This is a genomic window from Bacillus jepli, assembly GCF_047238305.1.
Lineage (GTDB): Bacteria > Bacillota > Bacilli > Bacillales > Bacillaceae_L > Ferdinandcohnia.
Map to the genome: position 1 here is coordinate 968,884 of NZ_JBDFMO010000001.1, position 14,262 is coordinate 983,145.

Consider the following 14,262-nt stretch of genomic DNA (forward strand, 5'->3'; position numbering starts at 1 on the left):
TTGGTTAAGTCCTCGATCGATTAGTATCAGTCAGCTGCACATGTCACCATGCTTCCACCTCTGACCTATCAACCTCGTCATCTTCGAGGGATCTTACTAGTTTAACACTATGGGAAATCTCATCTTGAGGGGGGCTTCATGCTTAGATGCTTTCAGCACTTATCCCTTCCACACATAGCTACCCAGCTATGCCCTTGGCAGGACAACTGGTACACCAGCGGTGTGTCCATCCCGGTCCTCTCGTACTAAGGACAGCTCCTCTCAAATTTCCTACGCCCACGACGGATAGGGACCGAACTGTCTCACGACGTTCTGAACCCAGCTCGCGTACCGCTTTAATGGGCGAACAGCCCAACCCTTGGGACCGACTACAGCCCCAGGATGCGATGAGCCGACATCGAGGTGCCAAACCTCCCCGTCGATGTGGACTCTTGGGGGAGATAAGCCTGTTATCCCCGGGGTAGCTTTTATCCGTTGAGCGATGGCCCTTCCATGCGGAACCACCGGATCACTAAGCCCGACTTTCGTCCCTGCTCGACTTGTAGGTCTCGCAGTCAAGCTCCCTTGTGCCTTTACACTCTACGAATGATTTCCAACCATTCTGAGGGAACCTTTGGGCGCCTCCGTTACTCTTTAGGAGGCGACCGCCCCAGTCAAACTGCCCACCTGACACTGTCTCCAAGGCCGATAAGGCCTTCGGGTTAGAATTTCAATACAGCCAGGGTAGTATCCCACCGACGCCTCCACCGAAGCTGGCGCTCCGGCTTCCAAGGCTCCTACCTATCCTGTACAAGCTGTACCAAAATTCAATATCAGGTTGCAGTAAAGCTCCACGGGGTCTTTCCGTCCTGTCGCGGGTAACCTGCATCTTCACAGGTACTATAATTTCACCGAGTCTCTCGTTGAGACAGTGCCCAGATCGTTACACCTTTCGTGCGGGTCAGAACTTACCTGACAAGGAATTTCGCTACCTTAGGACCGTTATAGTTACGGCCGCCGTTTACTGGGGCTTCGATTCAGAGCTTCGCTTACGCTAACCCCTCCTCTTAACCTTCCAGCACCGGGCAGGTGTCAGCCCCTATACTTCGCCTTGCGGCTTCGCAGAGACCTGTGTTTTTGCTAAACAGTCGCCTGGGCCTATTCACTGCGGCTTTTCAGGGCTATTCACCCTAAAAAGCACCCCTTCTCCCGAAGTTACGGGGTCATTTTGCCGAGTTCCTTAACGAGAGTTCTCTCGATCACCTTAGGATTCTCTCCTCGCCTACCTGTGTCGGTTTGCGGTACGGGCACCTTCTACCTCGCTAGAAGCTTTTCTTGGCAGTGTGGAATCAGGAACTTCGGTACTTTATTTCCCTCGCCATCACAACTCAACCTTACGGTAAGCGGATTTGCCTACTTACCAGTCTAACTGCTTGGACGCGCATATCCAACAGCGCGCTTACCCTATCCTCCTGCGTCCCTCCATTGCTCAAACGGTAATGAGGTGGTACAGGAATTTCAACCTGTTGTCCATCGCCTACGCTTTTCAGCCTCGGCTTAGGTCCCGACTAACCCTGAGCGGACGAGCCTTCCTCAGGAAACCTTAGGCATTCGGTGGAGGGGATTCTCACCCCTCTTTCGCTACTCATACCGGCATTCTCACTTCTAAGCGCTCCACCAGTCCTCTCGGTCTGACTTCGCTGCACTTAGAACGCTCTCCTACCATTGTTCGTAAGAACAATCCACAGCTTCGGTGATACGTTTAGCCCCGGTACATTTTCGGCGCAGAGTCACTCGACCAGTGAGCTATTACGCACTCTTTAAATGGTGGCTGCTTCTAAGCCAACATCCTGGTTGTCTAAGCAATTCCACATCCTTTTCCACTTAACGTATACTTTGGGACCTTAGCTGGTGGTCTGGGCTGTTTCCCTCTTGACTACGGATCTTATCACTCGCAGTCTGACTCCCGAGAATCAAGTCTTTGGCATTCGGAGTTTGACTGAATTCGGTAACCCGATGAGGGCCCCTAGTCCAATCAGTGCTCTACCTCCAAGACTCTAACTCGAGGCTAGCCCTAAAGCTATTTCGGAGAGAACCAGCTATCTCCAAGTTCGATTGGAATTTCTCCGCTACCCACACCTCATCCCCGCACTTTTCAACGTGCGTGGGTTCGGGCCTCCATTCAGTGTTACCTGAACTTCACCCTGGACATGGGTAGATCACCTGGTTTCGGGTCTACGACCACGTACTATATCGCCCTATTCAGACTCGCTTTCGCTGCGGCTCCGTCTCTTCAACTTAACCTTGCACGGGATCGTAACTCGCCGGTTCATTCTACAAAAGGCACGCCATCACACATAAATGTGCTTTGACTACTTGTAGGCACACGGTTTCAGGTTCTCTTTCACTCCCCTCCCGGGGTGCTTTTCACCTTTCCCTCACGGTACTGGTTCACTATCGGTCACTAGGGAGTATTTAGCCTTGGGAGATGGTCCTCCCAGCTTCCGACGGGATTTCACGTGTCCCGCCGTACTCAGGATCCACTCAAGAGAGAACGAAGTTTCAACTACAGGGTTGTTACCTTCTCTGACGGACCTTTCCAGGTCACTTCGTCTACTTCGCTCTTTTGTAACTCCGTATAGAGTGTCCTACAACCCCAAGAGGCAAGCCTCTTGGTTTGGGCTATCTTCCGTTTCGCTCGCCGCTACTCAGGAAATCGCGTTTGCTTTCTCTTCCTCCGGGTACTAAGATGTTTCAGTTCCCCGGGTCTACCTTCTCTCACCCTATGTATTCAGGTAAGGATACTGCCCCATTACGAGCAGTGGGTTTCCCCATTCGGAAATCTTCGGATCAATGCTTACTTACAGCTCCCCGAAGCATATCGGTGTTAGTACCGTCCTTCATCGGCTCCTAGTGCCAAGGCATCCACCGTGCGCCCTTCATAACTTAACCTAAGTTAATTATTAAAGAACTTTTACTACTTCAATGAATGTTTTGTTACGTTATCTAGTTTTCAAAGAACGAATTTGAAAGCACAAAAGCACTCTCAAAACCGACCACAATACAAAGCGTCTTTTTATGAAGTTCGTAGAACTTCAGTTTCCTTAGAAAGGAGGTGATCCAGCCGCACCTTCCGATACGGCTACCTTGTTACGACTTCACCCCAATCATCTGTCCCACCTTAGGCGGCTGGCTCCTTACGGTTACCCCACCGACTTCGGGTGTTACAAACTCTCGTGGTGTGACGGGCGGTGTGTACAAGGCCCGGGAACGTATTCACCGCGGCATGCTGATCCGCGATTACTAGCGATTCCGGCTTCATGCAGGCGAGTTGCAGCCTGCAATCCGAACTGAGAATGGTTTTATGGGATTGGCTTAACCTCGCGGTTTTGCTGCCCTTTGTACCATCCATTGTAGCACGTGTGTAGCCCAGGTCATAAGGGGCATGATGATTTGACGTCATCCCCACCTTCCTCCGGTTTGTCACCGGCAGTCACCTTAGAGTGCCCAACTTAATGCTGGCAACTAAGATCAAGGGTTGCGCTCGTTGCGGGACTTAACCCAACATCTCACGACACGAGCTGACGACAACCATGCACCACCTGTCACTCTGTCCCCGAAGGGAAAATCCTATCTCTAGGAGTGTCAGAGGATGTCAAGACCTGGTAAGGTTCTTCGCGTTGCTTCGAATTAAACCACATGCTCCACCGCTTGTGCGGGCCCCCGTCAATTCCTTTGAGTTTCAGTCTTGCGACCGTACTCCCCAGGCGGAGTGCTTAATGCGTTTGCTGCAGCACTAAAGGGCGGAAACCCTCTAACACTTAGCACTCATCGTTTACGGCGTGGACTACCAGGGTATCTAATCCTGTTCGCTCCCCACGCTTTCGCGCCTCAGCGTCAGTTACAGACCAGAGAGCCGCCTTCGCCACTGGTGTTCCTCCACATCTCTACGCATTTCACCGCTACACGTGGAATTCCGCTCTCCTCTTCTGCACTCAAGTCCCCCAGTTTCCAATGACCCTCCACGGTTGAGCCGTGGGCTTTCACATCAGACTTAAAGGACCGCCTGCGCGCGCTTTACGCCCAATAATTCCGGATAACGCTTGCCACCTACGTATTACCGCGGCTGCTGGCACGTAGTTAGCCGTGGCTTTCTGGTTAGGTACCGTCAAGGTACCGCCCTATTCGAACGATACTTGTTCTTCCCTAACAACAGAGCTTTACGATCCGAAGACCTTCTTCGCTCACGCGGCGTTGCTCCGTCAGACTTTCGTCCATTGCGGAAGATTCCCTACTGCTGCCTCCCGTAGGAGTCTGGGCCGTGTCTCAGTCCCAGTGTGGCCGATCACCCTCTCAGGTCGGCTACGCATCGTTGCCTTGGTGAGCCGTTACCTCACCAACTAGCTAATGCGCCGCGGGCCCATCTGTAAGTGATAGCTAAAAGCCATCTTTTAATACGAGACCATGTGGTCTCATATATTATCCGGTATTAGCTCCGGTTTCCCGAAGTTATCCCAGTCTTACAGGCAGGTTGCCCACGTGTTACTCACCCGTCCGCCGCTAACCTTTGGGAGCAAGCTCCCTCAGGTTCGCTCGACTTGCATGTATTAGGCACGCCGCCAGCGTTCATCCTGAGCCAGGATCAAACTCTCCAATAAGAGTATTGATTGCTCAATAAGTTTTGTTACTTAGAATTAACGTTGACGCTTGTATTGTGTTCAGTTTTCAAAGAACTGTTGGTGGAGCCTAGCGGGATCGAACCGCTGACCTCCTGCGTGCAAAGCAGGCGCTCTCCCAGCTGAGCTAAGGCCCCAATATTTTAAAATGGTCGGGAAGACAGGATTCGAACCTGCGACCCCTTGGTCCCAAACCAAGTGCTCTACCAAGCTGAGCTACTTCCCGTAATATGGCGCGCCCGAAAGGAGTCGAACCCATAACCTTCTGATCCGTAGTCAGACGCTCTATCCAATTGAGCTACGGGCGCATTATTATTCGAATGGTGCCGAGGACCGGAATCGAACCGGTACGGTAGTCACCTACCGCAGGATTTTAAGTCCTGTGCGTCTGCCAGTTCCGCCACCCCGGCATTTAAAAATTACCTCTGGAGCGGAAGACGGGATTCGAACCCGCGACCCCCACCTTGGCAAGGTGGTGTTCTACCACTGAACTACTTCCGCATAATGCGGGTGAAGGGACTCGAACCCCCACGTCAAAGACACTAGATCCTAAGTCTAGCGCGTCTGCCAATTCCGCCACACCCGCATATTGAAATTAAATGGTGAGCCATGAAGGACTCGAACCTTCGACCCTCTGATTAAAAGTCAGATGCTCTACCGACTGAGCTAATGGCTCATACTAATTAAGAATGGTGGAGGATGACGGGATCGAACCGCCGACCCCCTGCTTGTAAGGCAGGTGCTCTCCCAGCTGAGCTAATCCTCCATTATTTTGCCTAGCGACGTCCTACTCTCACAGGGACAAAGTCCCAACTACCATCGGCGCTGAGAAGCTTAACTTCCGTGTTCGGTATGGGAACGGGTGTGACCTTCTCGCCATCGTCACTAGACTATTAAAAGAACATTTCTTATTATAATCTCTTTTCGAGATTAATTAATAGGAAATTCATTCCTTCAAAACTAGATAACGCTCCTACATTCATCAGTTTGGTTAAGTCCTCGATCGATTAGTATCAGTCAGCTGCACATGTCACCATGCTTCCACCTCTGACCTATCAACCTCGTCATCTTCGAGGGATCTTACTAGTTTAACACTATGGGAAATCTCATCTTGAGGGGGGCTTCATGCTTAGATGCTTTCAGCACTTATCCCTTCCACACATAGCTACCCAGCTATGCCCTTGGCAGGACAACTGGTACACCAGCGGTGTGTCCATCCCGGTCCTCTCGTACTAAGGACAGCTCCTCTCAAATTTCCTACGCCCACGACGGATAGGGACCGAACTGTCTCACGACGTTCTGAACCCAGCTCGCGTACCGCTTTAATGGGCGAACAGCCCAACCCTTGGGACCGACTACAGCCCCAGGATGCGATGAGCCGACATCGAGGTGCCAAACCTCCCCGTCGATGTGGACTCTTGGGGGAGATAAGCCTGTTATCCCCGGGGTAGCTTTTATCCGTTGAGCGATGGCCCTTCCATGCGGAACCACCGGATCACTAAGCCCGACTTTCGTCCCTGCTCGACTTGTAGGTCTCGCAGTCAAGCTCCCTTGTGCCTTTACACTCTACGAATGATTTCCAACCATTCTGAGGGAACCTTTGGGCGCCTCCGTTACTCTTTAGGAGGCGACCGCCCCAGTCAAACTGCCCACCTGACACTGTCTCCAAGGCCGATAAGGCCTTCGGGTTAGAATTTCAATACAGCCAGGGTAGTATCCCACCGACGCCTCCACCGAAGCTGGCGCTCCGGCCTCCAAGGCTCCTACCTATCCTGTACAAGCTGTACCAAAATTCAATATCAGGTTGCAGTAAAGCTCCACGGGGTCTTTCCGTCCTGTCGCGGGTAACCTGCATCTTCACAGGTACTATAATTTCACCGAGTCTCTCGTTGAGACAGTGCCCAGATCGTTACACCTTTCGTGCGGGTCAGAACTTACCTGACAAGGAATTTCGCTACCTTAGGACCGTTATAGTTACGGCCGCCGTTTACTGGGGCTTCGATTCAGAGCTTCGCTTACGCTAACCCCTCCTCTTAACCTTCCAGCACCGGGCAGGTGTCAGCCCCTATACTTCGCCTTGCGGCTTCGCAGAGACCTGTGTTTTTGCTAAACAGTCGCCTGGGCCTATTCACTGCGGCTTTTCAGGGCTATTCACCCTAAAAAGCACCCCTTCTCCCGAAGTTACGGGGTCATTTTGCCGAGTTCCTTAACGAGAGTTCTCTCGATCACCTTAGGATTCTCTCCTCGCCTACCTGTGTCGGTTTGCGGTACGGGCACCTTCTACCTCGCTAGAAGCTTTTCTTGGCAGTGTGGAATCAGGAACTTCGGTACTTTATTTCCCTCGCCATCACAACTCAACCTTACGGTAAGCGGATTTGCCTACTTACCAGTCTAACTGCTTGGACGCGCATATCCAACAGCGCGCTTACCCTATCCTCCTGCGTCCCTCCATTGCTCAAACGGTAATGAGGTGGTACAGGAATTTCAACCTGTTGTCCATCGCCTACGCTTTTCAGCCTCGGCTTAGGTCCCGACTAACCCTGAGCGGACGAGCCTTCCTCAGGAAACCTTAGGCATTCGGTGGAGGGGATTCTCACCCCTCTTTCGCTACTCATACCGGCATTCTCACTTCTAAGCGCTCCACCAGTCCTCTCGGTCTGACTTCGCTGCACTTAGAACGCTCTCCTACCATTGTTCGTAAGAACAATCCACAGCTTCGGTGATACGTTTAGCCCCGGTACATTTTCGGCGCAGAGTCACTCGACCAGTGAGCTATTACGCACTCTTTAAATGGTGGCTGCTTCTAAGCCAACATCCTGGTTGTCTAAGCAACTCCACATCCTTTTCCACTTAACGTATACTTTGGGACCTTAGCTGGTGGTCTGGGCTGTTTCCCTCTTGACTACGGATCTTATCACTCGCAGTCTGACTCCCGAGAATCAAGTCTTTGGCATTCGGAGTTTGACTGAATTCGGTAACCCGATGAGGGCCCCTAGTCCAATCAGTGCTCTACCTCCAAGACTCTAACTCGAGGCTAGCCCTAAAGCTATTTCGGAGAGAACCAGCTATCTCCAAGTTCGATTGGAATTTCTCCGCTACCCACACCTCATCCCCGCACTTTTCAACGTGCGTGGGTTCGGGCCTCCATTCAGTGTTACCTGAACTTCACCCTGGACATGGGTAGATCACCTGGTTTCGGGTCTACGACCACGTACTATATCGCCCTATTCAGACTCGCTTTCGCTGCGGCTCCGTCTCTTCAACTTAACCTTGCACGGGATCGTAACTCGCCGGTTCATTCTACAAAAGGCACGCCATCACACATAAATGTGCTTTGACTACTTGTAGGCACACGGTTTCAGGTTCTCTTTCACTCCCCTCCCGGGGTGCTTTTCACCTTTCCCTCACGGTACTGGTTCACTATCGGTCACTAGGGAGTATTTAGCCTTGGGAGATGGTCCTCCCAGCTTCCGACGGGATTTCTCGTGTCCCGCCGTACTCAGGATCCACTCAAGAGAGAACGAAGTTTCAACTACAGGGTTGTTACCTTCTCTGACGGACCTTTCCAGGTCGCTTCGTCTACTTCGCTCTTTTGTAACTCCGTATAGAGTGTCCTACAACCCCAAGAGGCAAGCCTCTTGGTTTGGGCTATCTTCCGTTTCGCTCGCCGCTACTCAGGAAATCGCGTTTGCTTTCTCTTCCTCCGGGTACTAAGATGTTTCAGTTCCCCGGGTCTACCTTCTCTCACCCTATGTATTCAGGTAAGGATACTGCCCCATTACGAGCAGTGGGTTTCCCCATTCGGAAATCTTCGGATCAAAGCTTACTTACAGCTCCCCGAAGCATATCGGTGTTAGTACCGTCCTTCATCGGCTCCTAGTGCCAAGGCATCCACCGTGCGCCCTTCATAACTTAACCTAAGTTAATTAATTATAAAAGAACTTTTACTACTTCAATGAATGTTTTGTTACGTTATCTAGTTTTCAAAGAACGAATTTGAAAGCACAAAAGCACTCTCAAAACTGACCACAATACAAAGCGTCTTTTTATGAAGTTCGTAGAACTTCAGTTTCCTTAGAAAGGAGGTGATCCAGCCGCACCTTCCGATACGGCTACCTTGTTACGACTTCACCCCAATCATCTGTCCCACCTTAGGCGGCTGGCTCCTTACGGTTACCCCACCGACTTCGGGTGTTACAAACTCTCGTGGTGTGACGGGCGGTGTGTACAAGGCCCGGGAACGTATTCACCGCGGCATGCTGATCCGCGATTACTAGCGATTCCGGCTTCATGCAGGCGAGTTGCAGCCTGCAATCCGAACTGAGAATGGTTTTATGGGATTGGCTTAACCTCGCGGTTTTGCTGCCCTTTGTACCATCCATTGTAGCACGTGTGTAGCCCAGGTCATAAGGGGCATGATGATTTGACGTCATCCCCACCTTCCTCCGGTTTGTCACCGGCAGTCACCTTAGAGTGCCCAACTTAATGCTGGCAACTAAGATCAAGGGTTGCGCTCGTTGCGGGACTTAACCCAACATCTCACGACACGAGCTGACGACAACCATGCACCACCTGTCACTCTGTCCCCGAAGGGAAATTCCTATCTCTAGGAGTGTCAGAGGATGTCAAGACCTGGTAAGGTTCTTCGCGTTGCTTCGAATTAAACCACATGCTCCACCGCTTGTGCGGGCCCCCGTCAATTCCTTTGAGTTTCAGTCTTGCGACCGTACTCCCCAGGCGGAGTGCTTAATGCGTTTGCTGCAGCACTAAAGGGCGGAAACCCTCTAACACTTAGCACTCATCGTTTACGGCGTGGACTACCAGGGTATCTAATCCTGTTCGCTCCCCACGCTTTCGCGCCTCAGCGTCAGTTACAGACCAGAGAGCCGCCTTCGCCACTGGTGTTCCTCCACATCTCTACGCATTTCACCGCTACACGTGGAATTCCGCTCTCCTCTTCTGCACTCAAGTCCCCCAGTTTCCAATGACCCTCCACGGTTGAGCCGTGGGCTTTCACATCAGACTTAAAGGACCGCCTGCGCGCGCTTTACGCCCAATAATTCCGGATAACGCTTGCCACCTACGTATTACCGCGGCTGCTGGCACGTAGTTAGCCGTGGCTTTCTGGTTAGGTACCGTCAAGGTACCGCCCTATTCGAACGATACTTGTTCTTCCCTAACAACAGAGCTTTACGATCCGAAGACCTTCTTCGCTCACGCGGCGTTGCTCCGTCAGACTTTCGTCCATTGCGGAAGATTCCCTACTGCTGCCTCCCGTAGGAGTCTGGGCCGTGTCTCAGTCCCAGTGTGGCCGATCACCCTCTCAGGTCGGCTACGCATCGTTGCCTTGGTGAGCCGTTACCTCACCAACTAGCTAATGCGCCGCGGGCCCATCTGTAAGTGATAGCAAAAAGCCATCTTTTAATAGGAGACCATGTGGTCTCATATATTATCCGGTATTAGCTCCGGTTTCCCGAAGTTATCCCAGTCTTACAGGCAGGTTGCCCACGTGTTACTCACCCGTCCGCCGCTAACCTTTAGGAGCAAGCTCCCTCAGGTTCGCTCGACTTGCATGTATTAGGCACGCCGCCAGCGTTCATCCTGAGCCAGGATCAAACTCTCCAATAAGAGTATTGATTGCTCAATAAGTTTGTTACTTAGAATTAACGTTGACGCTTGTATTGTGTTCAGTTTTCAAAGAACTTTTTAAGGTATTATTACCGTTGCTCTTTTGAAGCAACTTTATAATAATATCACCTATCTTTTAGATAGTCAATAACTTTTTTTGTTTCTTTTTTATTTCATCGCCACCTCTCAGCGGCAGGTACTTAATATACCACCTATTAAATATTTAGGCAAGTCTTTTTGATAAAAAAATTATACTGAAAAAGTTTTTTTAACAATAGAGCATAAAAAAAGAGTGGATAACCACTCTTTTTAAAAATTATTTATGGCGCATTTGTGGGAAGAGTAATACGTCTCTAATTGATGGAGAATTCGTTAAGAGCATAACAAGTCTGTCTACTCCGATACCTAATCCACCTGTTGGTGGTAAACCGTACTCTAACGATTCAACGAAATCTTCATCCATCATATGAGCTTCGTCATTTCCTTGCTCTCTTTCTTTAAGCTGAGCTTCGAATCTTTGACGTTGATCAATAGGGTCATTTAATTCTGTAAATGCATTGGCGTGTTCTCTACCAACGATGAATAGCTCAAATCGGTCTGTAAATCTAGGATCTTCAGGATTTTTCTTCGCAAGTGGTGAAATTTCTACCGGATGTCCATAGATGAATGTTGGTTGAATAAGCTTGTCTTCAATTTTTTGCTCAAAGAACTCATTCACAATGTGACCATATTGCATATTATCGTTAATTTCTACATTATTTTCTTTTGCAAGTTGTCTAGCTTCTTCAAGGCTCATTTCCTTCCAGAAATCTACCCCTACATATTCTTTAATTGCATCTACCATGTGGAGTCGTTTCCACTCTGGCTTTAAATCTATTTGGTGTTCACCATAAGTGATTGTAGTAGTTCCTAATACTTCTTGGGCAATATGGGCTACTAGGTTTTCAGTAAGGCTCATGATATCTTTATAGTCAGCATATGCTTCATATAACTCAATCATTGTAAATTCAGGGTTATGGCGTGTTGAGACACCTTCATTACGAAATACCCTTCCAATTTCATAGACCTTTTCTAGTCCACCAACGATTAGACGCTTAAGGTGTAGCTCAATCGCAATTCGCATATATAACGGGATATCCAATGCATTATGATGAGTAATGAACGGGCGTGCAGATGCACCACCAGGAATAGAATGCATCATTGGTGTTTCCACCTCTAAATAGCCGTGATCATCTAAATAACGTCTCATAGCTCTGATGATTTTACTTCTTGTAATAAAGGTTTCTTTACTTTCCGGGCTCATAATTAAGTCAAGATAACGTTGACGATAGCGTTGCTCAACGTCTTTTAACCCATGGAATTTGTCAGGTAATGGACGAAGTGCTTTTGATAAAAGTTCAAATGAACTTGCTTTAATAGAAAGCTCTCCTACTTTTGTTTTGAATACAGTACCTGATACACCGACAATATCGCCAAGATCTGCAATATTGAATACCTCATACTGCTCTTCTCCAACTGAATCAAGACGTACATATAGTTGAATTTGACCAGTTAAGTCTTGGATATGGGCAAATCCCGCTTTACCTTTACCGCGCTTTGTCATAATACGTCCAGCAATCGTTACATTTACCTCTTTTTCGTCTAATTGTTCTTTTGTAAATGCATCATATAAATCGATAAGCTCACGTGTACTATGTGTTCTTTCGAATCTTTTACCGAATGGGTCTACTCCCATTTCACGCAAGGTATGTAACTTTTCTCTTCTGACAATCAATTGGTCATTTAATTCCTCATGATTCATTTTCATCAACTCCTATATTGATACATGATCTATCATAAATACGAATACCTATAACTTGTCCTATTCCAATATAAACGTAAAGCAGAAAAACTGCCAGCAAAAAACTGGCAGTAGGCTACTTACGGGTATTATAGAGTAGGGAACTTTTGATGTCAAACAACCATCTCACTATTTCGTTGCTTTTCTTCCACTTCGTCAACGAAGTTAAGTGTTACAGTTGTTAATCGCATTGCCATGGATACCTTTGATTTATAAAAAGTCCTAATACTAATCTACCCTTTTGGGGTTAAGTCTTCAAGTGGTACTTTCAGTATTTCTGAAACCTCTTCTAAAAATGTTTTACTTGGCATTCGTGTTCCCCGCTCCACTTCACCTACCAAGGATACGGATACCCCAAGGTCTTTTGCTAAACCTTCTTGTGTATAACCCTTTAACTTTCGAAAAGCACGAATACGTCTTCCCCACTTCTCCGCTTCCATATACGTACACCTTCTCTGTCTTGTAATTCATCTAGTAATAAGGATATTGGCTTTGTTACTGCTGGAAATTGTAGATTTTGATCTATTTCGGCCAACGGCACTAGCACAAAGGCTCTCTCTGTCATTCGGGGATGTGGAATGATAAGGTGCTCTGTGTCAATTTTTTCATGATTATAAAGCAAGATATCAAGGTCTAATGTTCTTGGACCCCATCTTATTTTCCTTTCCCTTCCTGACTCGAGCTCAATTTCTTGTAAAACCCGCAGTAACTCATATGGTGATAAATCTGTATTTACCTTAAGTACCATATTTAAAAATAAACCCTGATCCTCGTACCCAACAGGGTCTGTTTCATAAATGGACGAGTAATCGTTTATCATAATACCTTGGTCTTGAATCGCTTTTATTGCAAAATGCAAATATTCTTTTCGTTCCCCTATATTCGTTCCAAGGGCGATATATGCCGTATTATTCATGTTATCGACTCCTTGAGATTTCCACAGCAACTGACTGGAGATGCCCTGGTATAGGTGGGTCTGGTTTAATGACTTTAACGGTACAACTTGAGACTAATGAAAAATGTCTTAAAATTTCCGCTGCCATTTTTTCAGCAACAGCTTCTAATAGTTTATATGGTTGTCCCTCAACAATTTCCTTACATAGATTGTAAAGCTCTCCGTAGTGAACTGAATAATCTAGATTATCAGTTTCCCCCGCTTGTTTAACATCCACTTCTACCATCAGGTCGACAAAAAAGCGTTGACCTAATTTGGTTTCTTCTGGAAACACTCCATGATATCCGTAAAATTGCATTTGGTTCACATAGATTTTGTCCATTTTTACACTTCACCTTTACCAACAAGGACATCCATCATTTTAGCGAGCCTTGCATTCATCTTTACATTATGGATACGGACAATGTCGCAGCCTTTTTGAATTCCAAGGCAGGTAGTTGCACCGGTTGCTTCATCACGTTCCTGTGGCGGCAACTCAAAAATGTGGCCGATAAAGGATTTTCTTGAGGTTCCAAGCAATATGGGATAACCAAGTTCAGAAAAACGGTCTAGTTGACGGATTGTTTCAATATTGTCTTCAAAGGTTTTTGCAAATCCAACTCCGGGATCTAGAATAATGTTTTCATCCTTCACACCTGCTGCCTTTGCAATTTCAATGCTCTCTTTTAAGTCGATGATCATATCATCGATGAGATTCGTATAGTTTTTATTATCTCTGTTATGCATTAGGATAATGGGGACATTGTAGGATGCCGCAACTTCAGCCATTTTTGGATCTGCCTTGGCACCCCAAATATCATTAATAATATGTGCTCCTGCTTCGATTGCTTGCTTAGCTACCTCGGATTTATAGGTATCGACGGAAATAGGTACGTGAACTTCCTTAACCAACGCTTTAATGATAGGCACTACTCTAGCAATCTCTTCTTCGTCAGAGAGTCTTTCATATCCTGGTCTGGTTGATTCACCGCCAACATCAATAATATCTGCGCCGTCGTTGACCATTTTCTTTGCATGAGCGACAGCGGCCTCTAAATCAAAATAAGAGCCGCCATCTGAAAAGGAATCAGGTGTGATATTTAGAATCCCCATAATCATTGTCTTTTTGGAAAAATCTAATTGATACGGACCACATGTTAGCGTAGGTCTTGTTATTCTATCTCGATCCATTTTCAATCTCCTTT

Annotated in this window: 5 protein-coding genes, 8 tRNA genes and 5 rRNA genes; all 18 read right to left on the reverse strand. The window is 47.9% G+C overall.

Features of this window, described 5'->3' with window-relative positions; translation table 11 throughout:
- Positions 1–2,931, reverse strand: a 23S ribosomal RNA gene (locus ABC371_RS05010).
- 156 nt (positions 2,932–3,087) lie between these two features.
- Positions 3,088–4,637, reverse strand: a 16S ribosomal RNA gene (locus ABC371_RS05015).
- Between the two features lie 79 nt (positions 4,638–4,716).
- Positions 4,717–4,792 (reverse strand) — tRNA-Ala (locus ABC371_RS05020).
- A gap of 12 nt (positions 4,793–4,804) precedes the next feature.
- Positions 4,805–4,881, reverse strand: a tRNA-Pro gene (locus ABC371_RS05025).
- Positions 4,882–4,886: 5 nt separating this feature from the next.
- Positions 4,887–4,963, reverse strand: a tRNA-Arg gene (locus ABC371_RS05030).
- A 13-nt stretch (positions 4,964–4,976) separates the two neighbouring features.
- Positions 4,977–5,065: transfer RNA gene (locus ABC371_RS05035), tRNA-Leu, on the reverse strand.
- A gap of 16 nt (positions 5,066–5,081) precedes the next feature.
- Positions 5,082–5,156 (reverse strand) — tRNA-Gly (locus ABC371_RS05040).
- Positions 5,157–5,160: 4 nt separating this feature from the next.
- A tRNA-Leu gene (locus tag ABC371_RS05045) sits at positions 5,161–5,241 on the reverse strand.
- Positions 5,242–5,255: 14 nt separating this feature from the next.
- Positions 5,256–5,331, reverse strand: a tRNA-Lys gene (locus ABC371_RS05050).
- A gap of 14 nt (positions 5,332–5,345) precedes the next feature.
- Positions 5,346–5,421: transfer RNA gene (locus ABC371_RS05055), tRNA-Val, on the reverse strand.
- A gap of 8 nt (positions 5,422–5,429) precedes the next feature.
- Positions 5,430–5,545: ribosomal RNA gene (rrf, locus tag ABC371_RS05060) — 5S ribosomal RNA — on the reverse strand.
- A 97-nt stretch (positions 5,546–5,642) separates the two neighbouring features.
- Positions 5,643–8,573: ribosomal RNA gene (locus ABC371_RS05065) — 23S ribosomal RNA — on the reverse strand.
- Between the two features lie 160 nt (positions 8,574–8,733).
- Positions 8,734–10,283: ribosomal RNA gene (locus ABC371_RS05070) — 16S ribosomal RNA — on the reverse strand.
- Together the 16S, 23S and 5S rRNA genes with 8 tRNA genes alongside form the textbook arrangement of a ribosomal RNA operon.
- Positions 10,284–10,599: 316 nt before the next feature.
- A complete protein-coding gene (lysS, locus tag ABC371_RS05075; protein ID WP_412895806.1) occupies positions 10,600–12,084 on the reverse strand; it encodes a lysine--tRNA ligase in 1,485 nt (494 codons plus the stop codon).
- A 272-nt stretch (positions 12,085–12,356) separates the two neighbouring features.
- Positions 12,357–12,563: a helix-turn-helix domain-containing protein gene (locus tag ABC371_RS05080; protein WP_412895807.1), complete on the reverse strand. Its 207-nt coding sequence runs from the start codon at positions 12,561–12,563 to the stop codon at positions 12,357–12,359.
- Entirely contained in the window at positions 12,515–13,039 is a 525-nt protein-coding gene (gene folK / locus ABC371_RS05085; RefSeq protein ID WP_412895808.1) for a 2-amino-4-hydroxy-6-hydroxymethyldihydropteridine diphosphokinase, read from the reverse strand. The genes ABC371_RS05080 and folK overlap by 49 nt, the downstream gene beginning before the upstream one ends.
- Position 13,040: 1 nt before the next feature.
- Positions 13,041–13,400, reverse strand: coding sequence for a dihydroneopterin aldolase (folB, locus tag ABC371_RS05090; RefSeq protein ID WP_412895809.1), 360 nt, complete (start codon positions 13,398–13,400; stop codon positions 13,041–13,043).
- A 2-nt stretch (positions 13,401–13,402) separates the two neighbouring features.
- Positions 13,403–14,248: a dihydropteroate synthase gene (gene folP / locus ABC371_RS05095; RefSeq protein ID WP_412895810.1), complete on the reverse strand. Its 846-nt coding sequence runs from the start codon at positions 14,246–14,248 to the stop codon at positions 13,403–13,405.
- Positions 14,249–14,262 lie beyond the last annotated feature (14 nt).

Coding starts and splice junctions, on each gene's coding strand:
- lysS (WP_412895806.1), bottom strand. CDS start 12,084: ATGAATCATGAGGAATTAAATGACCAATTGATTGTCAGAAGAGAAAAG.
- ABC371_RS05080 (WP_412895807.1), bottom strand. CDS start 12,563: ATGGAAGCGGAGAAGTGGGGAAGACGTATTCGTGCTTTTCGAAAGTTA.
- folK (WP_412895808.1), bottom strand. CDS start 13,039: ATGAATAATACGGCATATATCGCCCTTGGAACGAATATAGGGGAACGA.
- folB (WP_412895809.1), bottom strand. CDS start 13,400: ATGGACAAAATCTATGTGAACCAAATGCAATTTTACGGATATCATGGA.
- folP (WP_412895810.1), bottom strand. CDS start 14,248: ATGGATCGAGATAGAATAACAAGACCTACGCTAACATGTGGTCCGTAT.